We start from the raw sequence: 21,894 nt of genomic DNA on the forward strand, positions 1-21,894 counted from the left end.
TGTGGTGAAAAAAGCATCAGTTTTAACTTTACTTTTACTTTATATCGTTGCAACGGCAGGATTCAGCATGAATATGCATCTCTGCGGCAAAAAGGTATCTGCCATATCTGTTAACAAACCAGCCAAATCCTGCTGCAGCAAGGCCGTTAAGTCCATGAAATGCTGTAAAGACAAACAAGTAAAAGTTAAGATAACAGACAAACAACAGAAAAGTGGCACTTCTAAAGCACCTGCCTCGTCTGAAATTCTTTTATTCCGGTTACCCGGTTTCGCTGATTTGTTCCAATCTAATATAACAGAACAGGAAACATCGCAAGGAATGCGGGCACCTCCAACGTCGCACATTTCCGCCTGCGTTATAAACTGCGTTTTCCGTATTTGATTCTGACCGGCTTCCCTATCGGTAACTCGGACAATTTTTATTAAAATCAGAATCATGAAATCACTAAAATTTTGGATGGCTATTGCCACCCTCCCTTTCATATCATTATCCGCTCGCGCACAATTTTTAAAAGCTGAAATTCAGGTAAGCGGCCTTACCTGCTCAATGTGCCAGCTGGCAACTCAGAAAGCCTTGAAAACAATTCCGTTTATAAGCGACATCAAGCCGGATCTTAACAAAAACATCTACGTAGTAACGTTTAAAAAAGATCAGCCTGTGGAATTGGACCAGATCAAAAGCAAGATAAAAGGCGCAGGGTTTTCAGTGAGCGATTTGGCAGTCGTTTTTAATTTTGAAAACCAAAAAATCGAGAATAACTATCATTTCAAATACGGCGGGAATATTTATCATTTTATGAATGTGCCGGCTCGGACACTCGACGGCCAGGTTAAGTTGAGCTTGCTGGACAAAGACTTTGTTCCATCTGCTGAGTTTAAAAAGATTGCTGCGCAAACCACTTACCCCTGCTACAAAAGCGGGTATATGGGGAAAGAGCGGGTGTATCACGTAACGATTTAAGCGGTGTATCAAATTATTTTTTTTGCGATAGCTTTTTTGCTATCGCTGGATAATTCCTATGCGCAGGAATTATATGTTTCGACCGAGCCGGCCAGTAATATGGCGAGTCGATCTGTCGGCATTCGGCTGGCTAACGAAGGAATGATAAATAACGGATTTAAGAATCGCACCAATCTTGAAGTTATGACTGGTGTTTCTAAAAATCTGATGCTCCATGGCAATGCTTATTTTTCTGATTTCTACCAGGACAAGCAGAAGTTTGAAGGACTCTCATTCTATGGTAAGTACCGTTTCCTGAGTATTGACAGCGTAAAAAAACACTTTCGTGGCGCTTTTTTTGCAAAGTATTCATTTAGCAATGATCCATTGGTAAATGATGAGATAAGCCTGGAAGGTGACAATAGCGGTATACAGGGTGGTGTTGTATTCACCAAGTTGCTTCATAAGCTCGCCGTTTCAGGTTCCGGAAATTACACCTACGCTTTTGACAATCAAAATTATGATTTCAGGCCGGGACAGGCACGCCAATCAATTGGTTACACGCTTTCGGGCGGATATCTTTTGTTTCCTAAAACTTATACAAGCTATAAGCAAACAAACGTGAATCTATATATCGAGTTATTAGGAAAGACCAATCCGGGCAAAGGACAAAATCTGATGGATCTGGCGCCGGCCATTCAGTTCATCATCAACAGCACGTTTCGTATTGACCTTTCACAACGCATACAGCTATGGAACAATATGCAGCGTACAGCTAAAAACATGTACCTGGTCAGGCTCGAATACAATTTTTTTAACGTTTATTGATTAAAGGTTAATTGCATGGCATCTGGTGCAACACTCACCAATTAGTTGAATGTTGCACTTCCGGCATTACCATTTATTCAATTTTCTGGTATTGATTATATGATTCAGATGATGGTTTCCGTGCCAAACATAAAGCCCAAGCATTTTCTTCAGGTTAGATTCGCCATGTTCGGCATGCTGGTAGCTTCTGTCAAAATCTTCTACATTTAATGTCTTTAAGAAAAACACCCAGCGTTTATGCAATGCGTCTAAAAGGTTGATCGAAACTTCAATCGGGCCATTCTTAGCCTCACCGCATTCGGCCCATATTTCTTCGTAATATGGCCTTACAGTTGGGTGATCTTCCGTATAGGCCAGCTTAAAACGAATGTAGGCGTTCATATGACTATCCGGTAAATGATGGATCACTTGCCTAAGTGTCCAGCCACCCGGGCGATATGGTGTATCTAGCTGCTTGTCAGACAGCCCGGCTGCAGCCTCTCGTATCTTTGCAGGAAGAGCTGAAATTTGATCTATCCATTCATCAAGCTGAACCTTACTAATATTTTCAGGCAGAACAAATTTTCCAATTGGATACCGCAGATTATCGTTCAGACTTTTCATAATTAAAAATTTAATCGTGGATGTACTTTGTTAATTAGCATATTGTTCACTGCTGATCTACCGTATTTAAGCACTGCGCTTGTTAAATTTTGTTAAATACCTACCTTGGACACATCTTTATACCTGAAGGTGTTGTAATTAACTGCATACCGCTGTAAATTCACACGAACTAAGATATGACAAAAAGATTTTTCGCGTTAGTATTTTTCGGCTTATTAAGCCTAAGTGCATTTTCAGAAACCTTTAAACCCGGCGTTGTAGTGATTGGCGGTAATTGTGCAGGCACGGCTTCAGCCTTCCAGGCATCGCGTTCCGGTGTTAAAACATTGCTCATCGAAAAGTCCACACAGCTCGGGGCTGATTTCACCCAACCTGTCGCATTTTATAAAGCCGGGCTTTACCAGGAGTTGGTGAAAAACATTTACAAGCTCCGTAAGGACAGCACATCATCAATCAATGCGGCAGCCGCTTCAACAATACTGAAAACAATGGCCGATACTGTGAAGAATCTCAAGCTACAGCTCAACACAACGTATAAATCAATAAAGAAATCGGGAAAGGGCTGGGAGATTAAGTTAAGCGATGGCACGACCGTACACACCGATGTGCTGATTGACGCAACTAGCTCCAACGAGGTCGTTTCTGCAACGGGAGGAAATCAGCCAATCATCGCCACGCCGTTTGTAAAAGACTTTTATAGCAATAAACTTTACCGCACCAGCGTAAGTGTTGGGCATGATCAGCAAAGCGGTGAGCCTTATTTCGTTCCCCTTGCGGCGTTAATTATAAAAGGGCAAGTGAACCTGGTGGCCGTTGGTAAGATAGCAGCGCAACAATCGTCGGCAGATGCCATGTTAAGCGGGCAGGCAGCAGGAGCTTCCGGAGCTTTCTGCTCATTTTTTAAAACTACTACAGAAACTTTAAATGTAAGGACGATACAGTCAGAACTGTTTAGCTATAAATCATTAGCCGTTCCATTTACAGATATTCAAACCAGCGATCCGGATTTTACAGCCATTCAACATATATCGTTATCCGGCGCTCTCCAGGGCAAAAAAAGCGGTGCAGAATTTAAGTTCAATCCTGATAGCACCGTTTCGACTGAAGAAATCCGGCTGGTATTTAAGGAATATGTATCACGCAGCCAGATCTGGTTCCTGGATAAAAAAATCGAAAAGATGACGCTGGGCGATATGCTTAGCCTGATTAAGTATACGGCTAACCGCGGCGATGAGTTGAATCGCGAAGTTGAGCGCGGCTGGGCCGGGTCTTTTAACTTCAAAGGAAAATTCGATCTCAAACATATATTGACACGCCGCGAGTTTGTGGTTTTATCTGAAAGTTATCTGAAGCCTTTCACCGTAAGGATTGATCTCACCGGCCGATTAGGAAGTTAATTATTGTACGCATCGTTTGATTAGTCAAAAAATGTGTAACGTTTTCTCACATTTTCACGGTTTTTAATACAAGCCCTGCAATAGATTTCTTCAAATGAAAGAGTTCTATATCTTTATTACGTAATCAAACTAACCAATTACAAACCGTTAAATTTTTCCCCCCTCTTTATTTACAAGTATAAGCCAGGGCGACGCCTTGGCTTTTTTGCTTTACCGTTTAACACCTTTTATAAGATGCCTGGTTTCAAAAGCGCGTAAACATGCTCGTCAATGAAATTTCCATTTTTGTAAGCAGCTTTCCTTTGAATAGATTCTTTATAAAAGCCGGCCTTTTCAAGCACACGCATAGAAGCGGCATTGTGCTCAAATACGTTTGCGTACAATCTCACATAAGTTAGCTTATTAAAGGCGTGATCAATCAACAGCGTCAAAGCCGCGGTCATGATGCCCCTACCGTGATACGGCTCACCCAGCCAATAGCCGACTTCTGCATTGAACCGGTTAATATCATACTGCGGCATTAAACCGATACCTCCGGCAAAATTGCCATCAACAGCGATAGCGAAATTCAAAACCGGACTAGCATTTTCGTTTACCTCGATCCATAATTCAGCGTCATTCATAGTGTACGGGTGAGGAAAGCGATCGCGGGTGAAATGCGGGATCATTGCGTTATTGGCGAGGCGCTGCAGATCCGCAACATCAGAACGAAGGTATGGCCGGATTTCAATCATGAAATTAAAATTAAGAATTGGCCAACGTACTTTGCCATCAGGCAGTAGATTCATTCAAGTTTATCTCTCTTTCTTTCGATTTCCCATGCTTACTCATATCTTGTACGCTTGTTTCAGCTTACTCATTATCAATTTCCATGAAAAGAATTCTCATTATAATTTCCTTGTTAGCTCTTTTCCATACTTCGAATGCTCAAAAACTTACTTCGCTTACGGTTGATAAAATCATGCGGGACCCTAAATGGATGGGTGTGTCACCTGATAATATCCGCTGGAGCGACGACAGTCGTAAGATCTACTTCGACTGGAATCCCGATTCGGCCAAAAGAAGCCAGTTGTTCTCAATAACAGTAAATGGAAATCGTAAACCGACCAAACTGAGTGCGCCGGAAAAAAAGAACCTGCCCTCCGAAGACGGAGAATTTAATAAGCTATACACCCAAAAAGTGTACGACAAGGATGGAGATATTTACCTGCTGAATGTTAACGACAACAAAATAACCCGTCTTACCAATACACTCGAATCCGAATATAATTCGCGCTTCAATGCTGATGGCAGCAAAATCCTTTTCATGAAAAACGACAACCTGTATTCGATGAAGTTAAACGGCGCAGAGTTAACGCAGTTAACGAATTTCATTCGCCAGGGAAATAACCGTACTAAATCAACAACCGAAAAAGAAAACGAGCAAGTCAAATGGCTCAAAAAAGAGCAGCTTGATCTGTTCGACGTACTTAAGGAAAAAGCAAAGGATGCAAAACTTGATTCAATCGAGAAAAAGGAAAACCTTGTTAAAAGGCCAAAAGAGATTTCCCTCGGGAACAAATCTTTGAGTTATTTACAGATCAGTCCGGATAGCCGTTTTATTACATATCGCCTGATCACTCCCGCTGAGGATTCGCGCTCAGCCATTGTTCCGAATTATGTAACTGAATCAGGTTTCACCGAAGATATTCCCAACCGCACAAAAGTCGGCGCCAATCAATCGACCTTTGAGTCCTTTATTTATGATACCGTCCGTGATTCTGTCTATAAAATCTCAACTAAAGAAATTCCGGGAATCAAAGATTTGCCCGACTACCTGAAGGATTATCCGAAACTGCTGGAAGAAAAGAAAAAGCTAAACGCCGATCGTTCTGTAGTGACAAGCGGGCCGTTTTGGAGCGAAGACGGCAAGAACGCTGTAGTAATAGTTCTTTCAAGAGACAATAAGGACCGATGGATCATGAAACTTGACCCTGCAAGCGGCAAACTTGCTTTGCTCGACCGACAGCGGGATGAAGCATGGATCGGCGGGCCAGGCATCGGCGGTTATAATGGTGGTGAAGCCGGCTGGACAGATAACACACATTTCTATTACCAAAGCGAACAAAGCGGTTATTCGCATCTCTACCTCGTCGACGTAATCGATAAAAACAAAAAACAGCTCACAAGCGGAAAATGGGAAGTACAGAGCCTCTACCTGTCGCGCAATAAAAAGTGGTTTTACTTTACTGCCAATATCGAACATCCGGGCATTACCCATTTTTATAAGATCCCCGTTACTGGCGGCGCGCCGGTAAAACTTACTTCGATGAAGGGCGGCAACCAGGTGAGCGTCTCACCCGACGAAAAATGGCTGGCGATCCGTTATTCGTACTCAAACAAACCGTGGGAGCTTTATTTGCAAGCCAATAAACCGGGAGCAAAATCAATTCAGATTACCCGTTCAACAACCGCAGAATTTAACTCCTACGCATGGCGCGAGCCCGAGGTGATTAAGTTTCAAAACCGTTATGGCTCGGATGTTTACGCGCGGATCTATCAGCCTAAAACGCAAGCGCCAACAAAGCCGGCGGTAATATTTGTGCATGGCGCAGGCTACCTGCAAAACGTTCATTACTGGTGGAGCAGCTATTTCAGGGAGTATATGTTTAACAACTTCCTTGCCGATAACGGGTACACGGTTTTAGATATCGATTACACGGCAAGCTCAGGCTATGGACGCGATCACCGCACAGGAATCTACCGCCACATGGGCGGTAAAGATTTAACCGACCAGGTCGACGGCGCCAAACTGCTGATTGAAAATTACGGCGTAGACCCTAAACGAATCGGTTTATACGGTGGCTCTTATGGCGGGTTTATGACGCTGATGGCATTATTTACGCAACCCGATGTATTTGCTTCAGGCGCGGCTCTGCGTTCGGAACCGACTGGGCGCATTACAATCATGGCTATACTTCCAATATCTTAAACGAACCGTTTACAGATGAAAAGGCTTACCAGCAAAGCTCGCCGATCAATTTCGCCAGTGGATTAAAAGGGCATCTCCTTATGTGCCACGGCATGGTAGACCAAAATGTAAACTTCCAGGACATTGTTCGGCTGAGCCAGAAGCTTATCGAATTAAAAAAGGACAACTGGGAGTTAGCAGTTTACCCTGTGGAGGATCATGGTTTTGTACAGCCCAGCAGTTGGACGGATGAGTATAAGCGGATATTTAAGTTGTTTGAGGAGACGTTGAAGAAAAGAATCCAATGAAGAAAAGAATAGCAAAGCATATTAAAAATCAGGATTTTGTTAAAGTGTATATAACAAATACGGATGATTACGAGATAGACCACTTTAACGGGATTATTTATGAGCAAAATGACAAATTCATTTTAATGTGCGACACATTTGATTTCAATTTTGATGGGTTTATTGTGTTAAGAAAATCTGATATCTCCGAGATAAAGTGCACTGAAAATGAAAAGATCTTTAAACAAATTATCGACAATGAACGAATCACAAACTCAATAACAAAAAAACGTCTGGCCATAAATGTTACGCTAAGTGCCTTCAAAGAAATGTTTATACAACTAATGTATTTGAAATTGCCCATCATAATCGAATGTAAATATGGAAAAGATGATAGATTCCAGATTGGGCCGATTTGCGAAGTAGATGAGAAAAAAGTAAAGCTAAAGCACTTCAATGCTTCAGGTGAATTTGATCTGAAACCAACAACCGCTAGATATAAAGAAATTACATTTTTCAGGATAGACTCGCCTTATGCAAACATATTTTATAAATACGCCAAAGAAATTGAATGATTAGCTCCTCTATGTGTTTATAATCTTTTCACAAACCATTCAATCTTTAAATCTGGAAATGAACAATTCGCATTACTATTAGTGAGCAGCCCCGGCTTAGCTTGGACGTATATTCCTTAAACTGGCCTAATACGATTTCCGTGTTTTTGCCTTTGCGTCAAAGATTTGCCAGCGACGGGAATATTAAGTTGTTCGAGGAGACGTTGAAGTGAAGTAGAAGTACAAAACCCTGACAAGCATGTATTGACGAACAACAAAAAGCACGTGCAATAAAATAGATACATGCACGTATATTATTTCTTATTTTTATTAAACGGCAGCTATGAATACCAAACTAACTCTGACGATTGAACGCAATGTCATTCAAAAGGCAAAAAGCTATGCGAAACAAAAAAATAGCAGTCTTTCCGGCATTATAGAAAATTATCTTAAAAGTCTGACCAAAGAAGATAGCAAAAACAAGAAGACCCAGCTTTCTCCCGTCGTTAAATCATTTAAAGGTTCATTTAACATGCCAATCGATTTTGATTACAACGAAGAACTGAGAAAAGGCCTTCAGGAAAAGCACCTGTGATGGACCACGTGCTTATCGACACAGATGTAATACTTGATTTATTCTTTGACCGCGAGCCGTTCGCTGAATTTGCTACCGAAATATTCCAACGTTGTGAAAGTCAAGAAATGAAGGGATTCACAACACCCGTCATAATCAGCAACGTTTATTATATCCTAAACAAAGTAGCAAAGCACGAAGTGATCATTGAAAAATTAGAACAGCTTTTGGCATAATCGAGATTGCTGACATGAAATAAAGAGATTGCTATAGAGGCTCTGAATTCAAAGTTTGGAGATTTTGAAGACGCATTGCAAAATTTTGCAGCTATCAATCACGGCGAGATCAGTATTATTTTAACAAGGAATATTAAAGACTATGAAAAAAGCAGTTTGGCTGTCTTAAGCCCCGAATTATATTTGAAAGGATAACTGGCTTTTAACTATTGTATCAGCATAAATAAAGTATTTATTCACGCGATTTCGGAGCTATCCAAGTTAGTGAGGACACGAACCTGGAATAAGCGAGAAGATTACGAAGTCGTGCACCAGGCAATTGGATCTATTAAGCAGCGAAAGATGAAAAAGATATCGGAACATATTAAAATATCTATTTCAGGCTTTCTGGCAATTGCCGCCTGGACATCATTTTTAACGAGCAGCTGTAAAACTGAAATTTATCGCTCGAAGAATCAAGTTAAAAAGATTTATGTTAGCGAGTTCAAATTGGTTTATGTTGAAAGTGTGCTGAAAAAATCCTTTAACAACTCCATAAGTATTCAGGAAATTTTGAACGAGGACAAGAGTGGTTTTACTGAACCAATTTTAACTTTAGAAGATCATAAATTCATTGACAGTTTGACGACAACTGAATGTCGGAACCTGCAAATCGATTCAGCAAATAGCATAGGGCGAACTGCTGAAGGCTCGGAAGGAAAACACGTCTTGAGTTTTATTATAGAGAAAATTGAAAGTCGCGACTTACAGCATTTAGCAAAGAAACGTTATAAGATCGCCAAAGGGCATGGCAATTTCGCCTATTGGTAGCCGACGGTCAGCTGGCTGAGTCTGCAGATATCTTCTACGAAACAATCGACCTTCAATTAAATCTGGAAATGAACAGTTCTTATTACTATCAGTGAGCAGCCCCGCTTTTCCCTCCAAATCCTCAGTCGTACCTCCTTCCGGGTTTTCCGGTGCGGGTTTAAAATGAATGGTTATGCAACAAACCGGCGCCACGTTTTTTCCGATAAAAGTATGTCCCAACGGTTTTAAACCCAACAGCAGCGGCAGCTTTTGCCGGGTAAAAGAAATTATAACCAAGCACAACCTTTCCCCGGCAAAACTATAGCGAATGGCGGGGCTATCGTAACCAAAGTGGCAATGCAAGTGCTTTTCAAAAAGAAAACTGAAACCTGTTAACTCTTACCGCGGTTCATATTTCATAAATTGTAAACTTTTATTCCACACGTTCGTGCTTCATGACCCGAATCATTTCACAACTCAGCGCTTCAACTAATTTGCCTGTTTTAAGTATCTTGAATTCTGTTTAACTCAATAACTTTTACCTAATGAATCAGCACCTTCCCAAAGCTATCGACGGCTTAATTTTCGACCTGGACGGAACGCTGTGGGATGCATCGAACACCTGCACCCAGGCGTGGAACCAAACATTTAAAGAATCCGGGCATGGCGATCACGTGCTGGACGATGCGACAATCCGCTCCTGGTCGGGAATGAAAGTTGAAAAGATATTTGATCAGTACCTGGATTTCATTCCTAAAAGTAGCCAGGAGGAAGTTCTTGAACGCTATAAACACCAGGAATCCCTTTTTATGAAACGATATGGCGGGGAACTGTTTCCTGGCGTGAAAGATGTGCTGAGAGAATTAAGCGAATCCTTTAAACTTTTTATAGTGAGTAACTGCCTCGCGGGATATATCGAAAACTTTATCAGTTTCAACCAACTGGATGGATTGTTTACTGATTTCGAATCGTCGGGTAATACCGGTTTGGCGAAAAGTGATAATATTAACCTCATTATAGAGCGCAATGAATTACATTACCCGGTTTACATCGGCGATACGGTTTGGGACCAGGAAGCGGCAGGAAAAAGTAACGTTCCTTTTATTTATGCGGCGTATGGTTTTGGAAAAGCCAATCGCCCGGAAATAACAATTGCCGCGTTCGACGAACTACGGCAATTGTTGCTGACATGAGCACCTGCAGGAATCGAAATTTTATACAAACCCTAAGCCCCGGAACTTCTTATTAAGCACCTGTTCATTATTCACATCCAGCCATTTATCCAGAACGGTAGCGTAAACATCCCTGAAATCAACCTGGTACTTTAAGTCGCCGTTATCCAGATTTTGAAGATCCGGCGCGTTGTTGAATATCCCGGCTTTATTAAGTTTTCCACCGAAAAGCAATACGTTGTTGGCAGTTCCATGATCGGTGCCATTGCTTGCGTTCTGCTCCACACGACGTCCAAATTCCGAAAATGTCATCACCAGGGTGTCATTCAGCTTGCCTGTTTGTTTCAGGTCTTTAATGAAAGCCGCCACACCTTCCGAGTATATTTTCAATTGGCGGCCTTGCTGATTCTGTTGCCCTACGTGAGTATCGAATCCGCTAAGCGAAACGTAATAAACCCGCGTATTCAACCCCGAATTAATAAACTTTGAAACGGTTTTGAGTTCATTTGCAAAAGGTGTTTGCGGATATTCGGCCGCTACTTTATAAGTTTTTGAGGTTTGTTGTATGTAAGAAGCTGACGAGTAAGTCTCGATCATTGTTTTATACAGGTATCCTAGATTATCTTCGTTCAGGTGCTCGTCGTGGTTATCGAGAAGGTCCTTGAAAAACGGCTCACGGGTGTTTTGAAACAGCTTGTTCGCATCCTGAACGGCAATTCCCTTTTTGCTAACGCCTTTCATGGCCAGTGAAAGTGTATCATCAACCTCTATCGCTGTGTAAGGATATTTGCAGCTCTGACAATTGGAATCCAGATAACGGCCTATCCAACCGGTTGAAAGAAACTGATTAGAATCGCTGGCAGTTTGCCAGATATCCATTGAGCGAAAATGCGACCTGTCGGGATTGGGATAACCCACCGAATTGATTACCGACATCCATCCCTGGTCGTAAAGCTCTTTTAACGCTGCCATGTTGGGATTCAATCCCTGCATATCGGTCAGCTTTACGATCTGCTCGGGTTTAATGCCTATAGTGCGGCGCTTCTGATAATAGATATCATTACCGTAAGGAACGATTGTATTCAGTCCATCGTTTCCCCCGGAAAGCTGGATAATTACCAGGTTTTTGTGTCCGGAAAGTTCATCGAAAGCAAGTGCTTCAAATGGCTTCAGGAATGATGGTATCATGAAAGCGCCTGAAGCAAGGGCCGTATGTCTTAAAAAATCTCTTCTTTTCATAGTCTGAATTTAACAAAGCTGGTACTCCGGAGTGCTTACTGCTTCTATAGCCGCATTTTTAAGGCCACCGCTTTGTTTAAGCGTATTCATTATTTGTGACACCGGCTTGGGCTGCAATAGAAACTCTGCCATGAGTGAAGGGTCGGCACTAGCAGGGAACTGTGCCAGGAATTTATCCCAGTTTGCAAACGTCTGCAGCTTGCGCGAAGTTGTCTGCTTCTGGATTCCTTTCTTTAATGCAATCGCGGCTTCATCTTCCGGGTCGGCTTTACCGCTAAATTCGATCTCGCCATCGTTTAGTATCAGCGACGGAATTTTGAGACGCAGCATTAATGACGAGCTGTCGATCCAGTTTTTACCTCCCGGCCAGCCAGCCACATTAGGCGGGTAGAACAGAGTCTGCCCAAGCGCCGACTGGAACTTCAGTTGTACCTCTGGAATTTTATAATCGATGGAAAACTGCCTGTTAAGGCCAACGATTAATTCTGCGGGAGACTTTATCTTATTGCCCATATTGGCAGAATTGTAGAACCAATCCGAAGTAAACATCATGTGAAGAAGATCACCGATGTTATATTTGCGTTGATAAAAATAGTCCGCAAGTTCTTTTACCCGATTCTCGTCAGGTGTATCATTTACAAAGAATACATACAGCTTGCGGGTGATAAACTGCGCAGCTTCGGGCCTTTCCAAAATTATATTTATAATGTCGTTTCCGTCGAAGTTTCCTGTTTTCCCAAAGAATGTCTTTACGCCGTCATCATGTACAAACGGCCGGTTGATATATTCGCCATCGCGATTATAACCCCATCCGGTAAATGCCCTCGCTGATTCTTTAATGTCTTGTTCGGTATAATTTCCCCTTCCAAGTGTAAAAAGCTCCATCAGTTCACGGGCGAAATTTTCGTTGGGATGTCCTTTTTTGTTTTGCTGATTGTTTAGGAATTGCAGCATGGCCGGCGAGCGTGAAACGGCAAGCAGCATGTCTTTGAAATTACCAAAAGCATATTCGCGGTGTATGTTATTCAGTTGTTTTAACGGGCCGGGGAAAAACCCGCGGCAAGCGAAATGCCCATGCCAAAAGAGAGTCATTTTCTCACGCAGCTGTCCGCGCTCTGTCGACATTTTATCATACCAAATGAGATTCATGTCTTTTGTGAGGCTGCGGGTATCTTTAATCAATTGTTTCTTTTCGTCCGGCGTCAGTTGAGCCATAGCCTTGATCGAACTTTTGGGAACGTATTCCTGGTCAAGCTCAAGTGGTTCCCATTTTTTAGATTCTGAAAATAGATCGTCGACTGCCTTGGAAATACTATGATGCTTTTTAGCTTCGAGGTCATTGTAGCTGATACCGAATCCGGCTCTTGAATAAAGATGTTTAATCTTCAACTGATTTGAAGTAAGTGCCATGTAAGCAAATTTAACTTATGACCACTTTAACGCCTAATGGTTTAAATTTGTCCGGCCTTTCCAATATTCTAATGATTTTCCAACTTGATAATGACCTTTGGTTTCCGGATCCCGAACTGGCAGAAGATGACGGCCTGCTAGCCGTAGGCGGCGACTTAGGTCTTGATCGATTAAAACTTGCTTACGAACATGGTATTTTCCCCTGGTATTCGGATGATACCCCCATCCTTTGGTACTCACCTCATGAGCGATTTGTTCTTTTTCCTGAGAGATTGAAAGTCAGTAAAAGTATGCGAAAGGTCATGGAATCGAATCAGTTCAGTATTACCCAGAATCGATGTTTTGAAGAAGTTATCGAGGCCTGTTCGGAAGTTCCGAGAGAAGGTCAGGACGGAACCTGGATAACCATGGAAATGAAGAAAGCTTATATTGATCTCCATCAAACAGGATTCGCGCATTCGGTAGAAGTTTGGCATAACGGCGAACTGGTTGGTGGATTGTATGGGGTGCAGGTAAACAACATATTTTGCGGCGAAAGCATGTTCAGCAAAGTAAGCAATGCCTCAAAAGCTGCACTTATATGGCTTTGCCAAAACAAGAATTATAATTTAATTGACTGCCAGGTACATACCGATCACCTGAGCAGCCTCGGTGCCGAAATGATTATGCGGGAAGAATACTTAAATATACTTAATACGATTAGATAACATTCTTGTCACATTAACAATTAAAGTCTTATCACTTAATTAAGCTTTGTAACTTTACTTATTTATTTTAAGACGTTATGGAAATTTACCTTGTGCCCACCGACTTCTCACAAACTTCTATCAACGCCGCCAAATACGCGGCGCAGCAATCCACACAAACATCTCCATCAAAAATAATATTACTGCATTCCTACTATGTTTCGGAGTACGAAACGCTGCTTCCATCAGCGGATTTCACCATAACAACACCGGAGTATATAATTGCAGAAACAGAAAAAAGAGGAAAAACACTCGAAGACCTAAAAGTAACAATATCGGAGCTGGCGGGAGTCAATTGCATTGTCGAAACGCATATCAGCGCATTCCCAGTAATCCGGGCGGTACACAACGCTATCAGTGATTACGAACCGACGTTGGTAGTCATCGGAACAAATGGCGGAGATCTCGACAATAGTGATTTGGGCAGCAACGCTTTGGTAATTTCGAAAACGAGCCCCATACCTGTTTTGGTAGTACCACCACAAGTGCGCTGGCAGCAAATTAAACGCGTTGTGTTAGCATGCGACCTGAAAAAAGTTAAAGAAGTTATTCCGTTGAAAAGCTTAAAGAAAATATTTGACACCTCATCACCTGTTCAGCTTCTGGTATTGAACATCTGCAAAGACAGCCAAAATCTGGATGAGTCTGAACATTCTGCGTTACAGGAAATACTTGCTGAATTTAATCCACAATATTTTTTCAGGGAGCATACTAATGTACTGCAAGGGATTGTTGAATTTACCAAGGAGCAGCACGCGCAAATAGTTATTGCACTACCTAAAAAGTACAGCTTTTTCACCGGTCTGCTACATACAAGCCTTACTGAGCAATTGGCGGATCATCTAAGTATCCCGGTTCTGTTGCTAAAAGACAATTAAGAACTTAGTTTAAAAGTTCCCTGATATCATCAGCAGAAAGTGATTTAACGAAGCTTTCCTCTGTCGTGATCAGCGAGTCTGCCACAACCTGTTTGCGGTTTTGGAGCGCGAGTATTTTTTCCTCCACACTGTCGCGGGTAATGAACTTATAAATGAACACATTTTTCGTTTGCCCGATACGGTGTGTACGGTCGATTGCTTGCTGTTCGATTGCCGGATTCCACCATGGATCAAGGATAAAAACATAATCGGCACCGGTTAGGTTCAAGCCAACACCGCCTGCTTTAATTGATATCAGGAATAACCGGATATCATCATTTTCCTGGAACTCGGTTACTATTTCGCCCCGATTTCGCGTTGCGCCGTCAAGGTATAAATATGATATTTCTTCTTTATCAAGATGATCGCGATAGATCTGCAGCTGCTTTACGAATTGGGAAAAAACCAAAACCTTGTGACCTCGCGATAACACGTTTTGCAATGTTTCGATAACCGTTTCAAACTTGCCTGAGTCGCCGGTATAAGTTTCGTCGACCATTGCCGGGTGGTTTGCTATCTGCCGAAGTTTTATCAGTCCTTGAAGAACTTTAATCTGAGTTTGCGCATACGTTCCGTCCTCTATTCCTTGTAAAAGCTGGTTACGGTATTCGGATTTTGTTTTTTCATAAAACTCAGCCTGTTCGTCACTCATCTGGCAATAAAAAACTTTTTCAGTTTTAGGCGGCAGTTCGGTGGCAACCTGCGTTTTCGTCCGCCTTAAAACAAAGGGCTTGATTAATGCCTGGAGTCTTCGTGCCTTGTCTTCATCTTTCTTTTTTTCGATTGGCGTAGCAAAATCGTTTTGGAAGAAATGCTGATTTCCAAGCAGTCCAGGATTGATGAACGACATTTGTGTCCATAAATCATTTACTGAATTTTCTACCGGTGTGCCACTCAGAATCAATCTGTGCTTTGATTTCAACAGTTTAACAGCATGATACGCTTTAGACGCCGGATTTTTAATATTCTGACTCTCGTCTAAGATGATATAATTGAAATATAAACCTTTGAGCAAATCGATATCGACGCGAACAACGCCATACGTGGTGAACACAACGTCATAATCAATAAATCGTTCAATATCCTTATTACGAAAGCTGCCAGTATGGGCCAGGACTTTCAAATCAGGTGCAAATTTCTCCGCCTCCTTTTGCCAATTATAAACCAGCGACGTAGGCATGATGATTAATGAGGGCGAATGCTCTCCAGCATTTTCTTCCTTAACTTTTTGAAGCAAAGCAAGGGTTTGAACAGTTTTCCCTAATCCCATATCATCTGCCAGGCAGCCACCAAAATTGTATTTCCGTAAGAAATGAAACCAATTGTAACCGGCTTTCTGGTAAGAGCGAAGTGTGCCTTTAAAGCGAAGAGGCACGCCAATGTCTTCAATTTCGTTAAAGTCAGACAAACGCTGAAGCTTTCTGTCTATGGTAATGCTCGCCAGTTCACTATTCGCGAAATCATTAATTAAACCGATATGATGTTTCTGCAGCTTAAGCGAGTTCGTCCCTTCTGTGAAATGCAGCAGGTTGGCATATTGAGAGAACCATTTATCTGGTATTACTGCAATTTCGCCGGAAGGCAAAACAAACTCATGTATTTTATTGAGGATATGATTTTTTAATTCAATAAAAGGTATTTGATACGGCCCGAAATACACGATGGCGTGAAGGTCGAACCAGTCGTTGGTTTCCTTGATATCGAGATCTATCTTACTTTTCCCGAATAGAAATTTCTTATTACCGTCCGGCTGTTCAAATACAAATCCTTTTTCAACGAGTTCTGTGTGGTGATCATTCACCCAATTTATGATGCTAAACGAAGCGTCAGTGTCTTCAGAAAGATCGGCACGATCAATTTCGAGATTTGAAAACAAGGTACCTGATGAAACCAAACCCAGGCCTATCAATTCATTTAATTTATTCGATTCCCACTTTAAGGAACGTTTAACACGATGAAAGATATAGTCGTCGCCAATTTTTTCAGTACGGACTGACACCTGCTTGTCGCTCGCTGCTGCAAAAGCATAGTTTCCATATTTGAAATAAAGCTGCAGCTGCGATACGCCACCGGGAACATAGATCATCTTTAAAACAGGCACAGCTTCATACTTTTCAGTACGAATCTCAAAGCCTTCGGCGTAAACATGATATTTCTCAATAAGGGGACTTACAAACTTCTCGAAATACGCTTTCTCAGAGGTTTTTGGTATGGAAATGTATCGCTTGTTTAAAAATGGCTGAAGCTTTTTACCTTCTATATTTTGTTCGAAAAAGTAGAGCGTATCGTCCAGCAAAAGCCAGGCGGGCTGATTGCTGATAACCTGCGCATCTTTAAACATAAACTCTATACGCATCGATTGGTATTTGATAGTTGGGAAATACCTGGTTTCATTCTCATCACGCCGAAAGTGGAAAAGAACCGATGCGGCTTCTTCAGCAAGGTACAACCTGCGCTCCACGGGCCATCCCTCCTTGCTCATTAAATAAATTTCTTTGGCTTTCAGCAACGCGAAAGCGTCACTCATCCTTTTTTCAATCTTCGGACGGATGACTTCAAATAACTTGTCATCAAAAATTTTTGTAAAAAACTCGACCGGCCTGATAGGTTTTTTATAGTAACGCTTGATTATGTTACCCTGCTCGGTTTCTTCCAGCAATTTGATCAGCTTCCAATCGGTATCATCAAGAATTTTTGAAAATTCCTGTGCGGTTGCGGTGAACAATCGCTGATAGGTAAGCGAAAAATCGCCATCCGGATTTAACTGAACAACATGTGGCTCAATCAAATAACCAAGATACTCGTGTTTACATATCGAGTAAACCAGCTTGCAGGGTTTGGAACTATCAACGCGTAACATATAGGTAAAGCAAAATTATTTCAAGGTAGATGTCTGCTTTAAAAAAATTGTAAACCTAACGATAAATTAAATCATTAACAAGAAAAACCTATTAAGTATATAGACTTTTCTTAAAAGAATTTTCATTATTGATAAATTGCGCTATTTTTGCACATCAATAAGGGGTGCCTTGTTTGTTAAGATCAGACCATGCTAGCTAAAAATCTGCTTCAAACACAAAAACAGGCTGAGATTATACCCATCATTGAGTTGAAAGAGAAAGGTTCATAGTTGTAAGATTTACTTGCAACTAACCACTTGATACTTGCAACTTCAATGAGCACCTGATCCGGATAATGCCGGCGTAGGGAGGTAAAAGTTAACGGATCTGCACGTTCCCCTGCATGCAGCATGTTTAACTAAGTATTCATTTTAACGTGAAAAAATTTTCATTAGCCGTCCTTTGGATCATGCTTTTGCCATTCCTTGCACTGGCGCAATTTTCAGTAACCGGAAAAATTTCGGCGAAACTCACCAAGCAGCCCTTAGCAGGCGCAAGTATTTCACTTTCAAACATTGGAAGAACCCAAACCGGCCCTGATGGATCGTTTCATTTTGAAAACATCAAGGAGGGTCGATATCAGTTGCAAGTGTCCTATCTTGGTTATAAAACCAATACACAAACCATTGAGCTGACCAGGAATACAGAACTCGATTTGTCACTTGAACCTGCTTCTTTAATTACTGATGAAGTTATTGTAAGTGCAACACGAGCCGGAAAAAACTCTGCCACTACGTATACGAACCTGGATAAAGCAACGATTGAAAAATATAACCAGGGACAAGATCTTCCTTACATACTCAACCAAACGCCATCCGTTGTCGTGTCATCCGATGCCGGAGCCGGCGTTGGTTATACCGGTATCCGGATACGCGGCAGTGATCCGACCAGAACCAACGTGACCGTCAATGGAATCCCATTTAACGATGCAGAAAGCCAGGGAAGTTTTTTTGTAGACGTACCCGATTTTGCTTCATCAATTGACAACATCCAGGTGCAGCGCGGCGTTGGTACTTCCACTAATGGTGCGGGCGCTTTCGGAGCGAGCATCAACATCCAGACAAATACCCGCCATGACAGTGCTTATGCTGAATTAAACAATACTTACGGTTCGTATGATACCTGGAAAAATACGGTAAACGTCGGCACGGGATTGATCAATGGAAAATTCACGGTAGACGGCCGTTTGTCGCGAATTAAGTCTGAGGGCTATATCGATCGCGCTTCTTCTGATCTTAAATCATACTTTTTAAGCGGCGCATGGTACGGTAAAAACGACCTTTTGAGAGCCAATGTGTTTTCTGGCTACGAAAAAACTTACCAGGCATGGAATGGCGTGCCTGAGACGTTATTACAAACTGATCGAACTTATAACGGCTTCACGTATAATGACCAGACCGATAACTACTGGCAGGATCATTACCAGCTGCTATACTCTCACACTTTTTCAACGAAGTTCTTCGCTAACGCGGCCATTCATTACACCTATGGCCGGGGTTATTATGAGGAATACAAAGACGATCAGAATTTTGCAGATTATGGCCTCCTGCCGGCAGTTGTCAATGGCGAAACGATCGACGCAACAAACCTCATCAGACGCCGTTGGCTTGACAATGATTTTTATGGAGCGACTTACTCTTTTAATTACAATCCTTCCAAAAACTTGAATTTTACGTTAGGTGGTGCGTGGAACGAATATGATGGAAAGCACTACGGACAGGTTATCTGGTCGCAATATCCATCCCCAACCAACGAGGGAAATGAAAATTCAAATGCCGATCACTATTACGACGGACACGGCTATAAGAAGGATTTCAATACTTATTTAAAAGCCAGCTATACGTTTGGTGCTGCAACTATTTTTGGCGACCTGCAATACCGCAATTTAAATTATATCATCAATGGTCTTGACAAAAACCGAAATCCGCTTGACCAGCGACATAATTTAAATTTCTTCAATCCAAAAGTCGGGTTTAGTTATCAGCTGAATGATGCAAACAATGTTTACGCGTCATACGCTGTTGCACACAAAGAACCAAATCGGGATGATTACATAAACAATAACACCGCGGAGACGAATCCAAAGCCTGAAAAATTGCAGGATATTGAAGTCGGCTATCGTCACAATCAATCAAATTTTAACGCCGGTGTCAATGCTTACGGGATGTTTTACAAAGATCAGCTGATTTTAACCGGCAGAATTAACGACGTGGGAGAATCAATTCGTCAAAATGTTCCATCGAGTTACCGTATTGGTTTGGAAGCAGATCTCAGATGGAAACCTTTTCGCAATTTTACGTGGGCTGCTACTGCCTCGCTAAGTAAGAATAAAATTAAAACGTTTACTGAATTTATTCCCAATTACGACGATGGCAGCCAGACTGAGAATATTTATAAAGATCCGGACATTGCCTATTCGCCAAACTTTATCGCTTCCAGCGAACTGACATATCAATTATTAAAACACGCCGATTTAAGCTTCATTAGCAAGTATGTTGGCGACCAATATCTTGACAATACAGAAAACGAAGCCCGAAAATTGCAATCGTTTTTTGTTAACGACTGTCGGTTAAGATACAATCTTGGCGTAAAAGGGATAAAAAATATCGGCCTTTCGCTGCTTGTAAACAATGTATTCGGAGAACTTTATGAATCAAACGGATACTCGTTCAGTTATATTTATGCTGGCGCACAAGCGACTGAAAACTATTACTTTCCACAAGCAACACGCAATTTTCTATTGTCGTTAAATTTGAAATTTTAATAAGACAAACCTATATCGACACCATACATATATAGACTACCTCTATTTATCTATCAAGAAAAAGAATAAAGATTTCAGCTATTGAGGTTGTCAGATTACTACCGTGAAGTTACCTTTGCGCCGTATTTTAAGAAACAATAGAATTATGATTAGCATAGGACAAAAATTCCCTTCGTTTGAGAAAACTATCGTTGTTAGCCTTGAAAAGGGAAAAGAATTCGAGACACTTTCTTCCGAGACATTAACATCTGATGACAGTACATGGACAGTATTTTTCTGGTGGCCAAAAGACTTTACCTTCGTTTGCCCTACCGAAATTGCTGAATTTAATAAAGCATACGGCGAGTTCCGCGACCGCGATACACGTTTAGTAGGCGCTTCAACCGATTCAGAATTTGTTCACCTTGCATGGAGAAACAATCACGATGATCTTCGCGGATTAAAATTTCCAATGCTTGCTGATACTTCGAAGTCGCTTGCTGAAGACCTTGGAATTTTAGAACCAAAAGAAAAGATAGCATACCGCGCCACATTCATTATTGATCCTCAGGGAATCGTTCGCTGGGTTTCAGTTAACGATTTAAATGTTGGCCGTAATGTCAAAGAAGTTTTACGTGTATTAGATGGCTTACAAACTGACGAACTTTGCCCTTGTAACTGGGAAAAAGGCCAGGAGACATTAACAGTTTAATTTTTATATCAAAAAATCAAAGGCTGTATCAATGGTACGGCCTTTTTTATGAACAATAATATGAGCGAAGCAACAGAAACAATTAATGAATTTTTAGAAAGTATCGGTTTAGATACGCAGTATAGAACAGAAAGTTTAACCTTGCTTGAAAAAGGCGAATCACGTTACCTGCGTGATTTTAAAGTAAACTTTAACAGCATTTTGTCATCAGAGCAGCTTTCGCAAAAAGAGATTGCACTGGTTGCGTTAAGTATTGCTGTAAACAATAACAACAAGCCTTTAACCGATTTTTTCACCTCTTTTGCAGAAAAGTCAGAATGTACGGCGGAAGAAATCGCGGAAGCTGCGGCATGCGCTTCCCTGCTGGCCTCGAATAATGTATTTTACCGGTTCCGGCATTTTACTCAAAAGGATAAATATGCGCAGATTCCAGCACGCATCAGAATGCAGATCATGGTTAAACCGGTAACTGGCAAAGAGTTTTTTGAATTGCTTAGCCTGGCCATATCGGCAGTTAATGGTTGTGAGATGTGTGTAAACGCTCACGAGGATTCTTTAATAAAGTTAGGCACAAAGGAAGAGCGCATTTTCGACGCAGTACGTATAGCATCGTTGATAACAGCGACCGGAAAAATTATTTTCTAAGCTTTAAAAAATAACAAAGGCACTCGGTTTCTTAACCTTCGTGCCTTTTATTTTTTTTTTACGACCATTATTTATCTAATGGTTTTTTTATCCAAAAAGCTCACTTTTTATTTGATAAAAATATTTTTATATGTAGCTTTAAACCTTAAGGTTGACCACCCCGGAACGTTCTCTTTTAATTTTGATTTCATAAAAAACTTACACAATTATTCAGATTGATTCGGGGATAAAGGTTTTAATTGTTAATTTTTG

The 21,894-nt window shown here is 41.4% G+C and carries 21 protein-coding genes; 16 read left to right on the forward strand and 5 right to left on the reverse strand.

The window, feature by feature from the left end; genetic code table 11:
* The first annotated feature begins 67 nt into the window (after positions 1-67).
* Genes GS399_RS21175 through GS399_RS01365 form a run of 3 tightly spaced genes read left to right on the forward strand, consistent with a single transcriptional unit; the run spans position 68 to position 1,768 of the window.
* A complete protein-coding gene (locus GS399_RS21175; RefSeq protein WP_500778604.1) occupies positions 68-382 on the forward strand; it encodes an HYC_CC_PP family protein in 315 nt (104 codons plus the stop codon).
* 54 nt (positions 383-436) lie between these two features.
* Positions 437-961: a heavy-metal-associated domain-containing protein gene (locus GS399_RS01360; protein ID WP_160842785.1), complete on the forward strand. Its 525-nt coding sequence runs from the start codon at positions 437-439 to the stop codon at positions 959-961.
* Positions 962-964: 3 nt separating this feature from the next.
* Positions 965-1,768, forward strand: coding sequence for a hypothetical protein (locus GS399_RS01365; protein ID WP_160842787.1), 804 nt, complete (start codon positions 965-967; stop codon positions 1,766-1,768).
* A gap of 66 nt (positions 1,769-1,834) precedes the next feature.
* Here GS399_RS01365 and GS399_RS01370 read toward each other — a convergent pair whose 3' ends face one another.
* Positions 1,835-2,371 (reverse strand): YfiT family bacillithiol transferase, encoded by a 537-nt coding sequence (locus tag GS399_RS01370; protein ID WP_202409349.1) that lies wholly within the window; start codon positions 2,369-2,371, stop codon positions 1,835-1,837.
* Between the two features lie 176 nt (positions 2,372-2,547).
* Here GS399_RS01370 and GS399_RS01375 point away from each other — a divergent pair, with 176 nt between their 5' ends.
* Positions 2,548-3,768, forward strand: coding sequence for an FAD-dependent oxidoreductase (locus GS399_RS01375; protein ID WP_160842788.1), 1,221 nt, complete (start codon positions 2,548-2,550; stop codon positions 3,766-3,768).
* Positions 3,769-3,995: 227 nt separating this feature from the next.
* Here the strand turns inward: GS399_RS01375 and GS399_RS01380 are convergent, their stop codons facing one another.
* On the reverse strand, positions 3,996-4,556 hold the full coding sequence (locus GS399_RS01380; protein WP_202409350.1) for a GNAT family N-acetyltransferase: 561 nt from the start codon (positions 4,554-4,556) through the stop codon (positions 3,996-3,998).
* Positions 4,557-4,639: 83 nt separating this feature from the next.
* On the opposite strand from GS399_RS01380, the gene GS399_RS01385 reads away from it, so the two are divergent.
* From GS399_RS01385 to GS399_RS01410, 7 genes are all read left to right on the forward strand, one after another.
* Positions 4,640-6,739, forward strand: a complete 2,100-nt coding sequence (locus GS399_RS01385; protein ID WP_255491514.1) for a S9 family peptidase — start codon at positions 4,640-4,642, stop codon at positions 6,737-6,739.
* On the forward strand, positions 6,733-7,026 hold the full coding sequence (locus GS399_RS20915) for an alpha/beta hydrolase family protein (protein ID WP_369410096.1): 294 nt from the start codon (positions 6,733-6,735) through the stop codon (positions 7,024-7,026). Before GS399_RS01385 ends, GS399_RS20915 begins: the two co-directional genes overlap by 7 nt.
* Positions 7,023-7,580 (forward strand): hypothetical protein, encoded by a 558-nt coding sequence (locus tag GS399_RS01390; RefSeq protein ID WP_160842789.1) that lies wholly within the window; start codon positions 7,023-7,025, stop codon positions 7,578-7,580. The genes GS399_RS20915 and GS399_RS01390 overlap by 4 nt, the downstream gene beginning before the upstream one ends.
* Positions 7,581-7,902: 322 nt before the next feature.
* A complete protein-coding gene (locus GS399_RS01395) occupies positions 7,903-8,154 on the forward strand; it encodes a DUF6364 family protein (protein WP_160842790.1) in 252 nt (83 codons plus the stop codon).
* Positions 8,154-8,369: a type II toxin-antitoxin system VapC family toxin gene (locus GS399_RS20610; protein WP_202409351.1), complete on the forward strand. Its 216-nt coding sequence runs from the start codon at positions 8,154-8,156 to the stop codon at positions 8,367-8,369. Before GS399_RS01395 ends, GS399_RS20610 begins: the two co-directional genes overlap by 1 nt.
* A gap of 342 nt (positions 8,370-8,711) precedes the next feature.
* Positions 8,712-9,179 carry a hypothetical protein gene (locus GS399_RS01405; RefSeq protein WP_160842791.1) on the forward strand — a complete coding sequence of 156 codons (468 nt, stop codon included), beginning with the start codon at positions 8,712-8,714 and terminating at the stop codon, positions 9,177-9,179.
* A 524-nt stretch (positions 9,180-9,703) separates the two neighbouring features.
* Complete coding sequence (locus tag GS399_RS01410; RefSeq protein ID WP_160842792.1) at positions 9,704-10,351, forward strand: HAD family hydrolase; 648 nt, start codon at positions 9,704-9,706, stop codon at positions 10,349-10,351.
* Positions 10,352-10,372: 21 nt separating this feature from the next.
* Here GS399_RS01410 and GS399_RS01415 read toward each other — a convergent pair whose 3' ends face one another.
* Together GS399_RS01415 and GS399_RS01420 are read right to left on the reverse strand one after the other, a co-directional pair.
* Positions 10,373-11,569, reverse strand: coding sequence for a DUF1501 domain-containing protein (locus GS399_RS01415; protein WP_160842793.1), 1,197 nt, complete (start codon positions 11,567-11,569; stop codon positions 10,373-10,375).
* A 9-nt stretch (positions 11,570-11,578) separates the two neighbouring features.
* Complete coding sequence (locus GS399_RS01420) at positions 11,579-12,979, reverse strand: DUF1800 domain-containing protein (RefSeq protein ID WP_160842794.1); 1,401 nt, start codon at positions 12,977-12,979, stop codon at positions 11,579-11,581.
* A gap of 71 nt (positions 12,980-13,050) precedes the next feature.
* Here GS399_RS01420 and aat point away from each other — a divergent pair, with 71 nt between their 5' ends.
* Positions 13,051-13,686 carry a leucyl/phenylalanyl-tRNA--protein transferase gene (gene aat / locus GS399_RS01425; protein ID WP_160843238.1) on the forward strand — a complete coding sequence of 212 codons (636 nt, stop codon included), beginning with the start codon at positions 13,051-13,053 and terminating at the stop codon, positions 13,684-13,686.
* 77 nt (positions 13,687-13,763) lie between these two features.
* Positions 13,764-14,603, forward strand: coding sequence for a universal stress protein (locus tag GS399_RS01430; protein WP_160842795.1), 840 nt, complete (start codon positions 13,764-13,766; stop codon positions 14,601-14,603).
* 4 nt (positions 14,604-14,607) lie between these two features.
* Here the strand turns inward: GS399_RS01430 and GS399_RS01435 are convergent, their stop codons facing one another.
* The gene (locus GS399_RS01435) at positions 14,608-17,502 is read right to left on the reverse strand and encodes a DEAD/DEAH box helicase (protein WP_160842796.1); all 2,895 of its coding nucleotides are present in this window, start codon (positions 17,500-17,502) and stop codon (positions 14,608-14,610) included.
* A 416-nt stretch (positions 17,503-17,918) separates the two neighbouring features.
* Here GS399_RS01435 and GS399_RS01440 point away from each other — a divergent pair, with 416 nt between their 5' ends.
* From GS399_RS01440 to GS399_RS01450, 3 genes are all read left to right on the forward strand, one after another.
* Entirely contained in the window at positions 17,919-20,306 is a 2,388-nt protein-coding gene (locus GS399_RS01440; RefSeq protein WP_369410087.1) for a TonB-dependent receptor, read from the forward strand.
* A gap of 145 nt (positions 20,307-20,451) precedes the next feature.
* Positions 20,452-20,997, forward strand: coding sequence for a peroxiredoxin (locus GS399_RS01445; protein WP_160842797.1), 546 nt, complete (start codon positions 20,452-20,454; stop codon positions 20,995-20,997).
* A 60-nt stretch (positions 20,998-21,057) separates the two neighbouring features.
* Positions 21,058-21,642 (forward strand): carboxymuconolactone decarboxylase family protein, encoded by a 585-nt coding sequence (locus GS399_RS01450; RefSeq protein WP_160842798.1) that lies wholly within the window; start codon positions 21,058-21,060, stop codon positions 21,640-21,642.
* The last annotated feature ends 252 nt before the right edge of the window (positions 21,643-21,894 follow it).

This window comes from Hufsiella arboris, from assembly GCF_009834875.1.
GTDB classification, from domain to species: Bacteria; Bacteroidota; Bacteroidia; order Sphingobacteriales; family Sphingobacteriaceae; genus Hufsiella_A; species Hufsiella_A arboris.

What these genes read in the sequence shown, in the direction of transcription:
- GS399_RS21175 (WP_500778604.1), top strand. Translation starts at nt 68, where the DNA reads ATGAATATGCATCTCTGCGGCAAAAAGGTATCTGCCATATCTGTTAAC.
- GS399_RS01360 (WP_160842785.1), top strand. Translation starts at nt 437, where the DNA reads ATGAAATCACTAAAATTTTGGATGGCTATTGCCACCCTCCCTTTCATA.
- GS399_RS01370 (WP_202409349.1), bottom strand. Translation starts at nt 2,371, where the DNA reads ATGAAAAGTCTGAACGATAATCTGCGGTATCCAATTGGAAAATTTGTT.
- GS399_RS01375 (WP_160842788.1), top strand. Translation starts at nt 2,548, where the DNA reads ATGACAAAAAGATTTTTCGCGTTAGTATTTTTCGGCTTATTAAGCCTA.
- GS399_RS01380 (WP_202409350.1), bottom strand. Translation starts at nt 4,556, where the DNA reads ATGAATCTACTGCCTGATGGCAAAGTACGTTGGCCAATTCTTAATTTT.
- GS399_RS01385 (WP_255491514.1), top strand. Translation starts at nt 4,640, where the DNA reads ATGAAAAGAATTCTCATTATAATTTCCTTGTTAGCTCTTTTCCATACT.
- GS399_RS01390 (WP_160842789.1), top strand. Translation starts at nt 7,023, where the DNA reads ATGAAGAAAAGAATAGCAAAGCATATTAAAAATCAGGATTTTGTTAAA.
- GS399_RS01395 (WP_160842790.1), top strand. Translation starts at nt 7,903, where the DNA reads ATGAATACCAAACTAACTCTGACGATTGAACGCAATGTCATTCAAAAG.
- GS399_RS20610 (WP_202409351.1), top strand. Translation starts at nt 8,154, where the DNA reads ATGGACCACGTGCTTATCGACACAGATGTAATACTTGATTTATTCTTT.
- GS399_RS01405 (WP_160842791.1), top strand. Translation starts at nt 8,712, where the DNA reads ATGAAAAAGATATCGGAACATATTAAAATATCTATTTCAGGCTTTCTG.
- GS399_RS01410 (WP_160842792.1), top strand. Translation starts at nt 9,704, where the DNA reads ATGAATCAGCACCTTCCCAAAGCTATCGACGGCTTAATTTTCGACCTG.
- GS399_RS01415 (WP_160842793.1), bottom strand. Translation starts at nt 11,569, where the DNA reads ATGAAAAGAAGAGATTTTTTAAGACATACGGCCCTTGCTTCAGGCGCT.
- GS399_RS01420 (WP_160842794.1), bottom strand. Translation starts at nt 12,979, where the DNA reads ATGGCACTTACTTCAAATCAGTTGAAGATTAAACATCTTTATTCAAGA.
- aat (WP_160843238.1), top strand. Translation starts at nt 13,051, where the DNA reads ATGATTTTCCAACTTGATAATGACCTTTGGTTTCCGGATCCCGAACTG.
- GS399_RS01430 (WP_160842795.1), top strand. Translation starts at nt 13,764, where the DNA reads ATGGAAATTTACCTTGTGCCCACCGACTTCTCACAAACTTCTATCAAC.
- GS399_RS01435 (WP_160842796.1), bottom strand. Translation starts at nt 17,502, where the DNA reads ATGTTACGCGTTGATAGTTCCAAACCCTGCAAGCTGGTTTACTCGATA.
- GS399_RS01445 (WP_160842797.1), top strand. Translation starts at nt 20,452, where the DNA reads ATGATTAGCATAGGACAAAAATTCCCTTCGTTTGAGAAAACTATCGTT.
- GS399_RS01450 (WP_160842798.1), top strand. Translation starts at nt 21,058, where the DNA reads ATGAGCGAAGCAACAGAAACAATTAATGAATTTTTAGAAAGTATCGGT.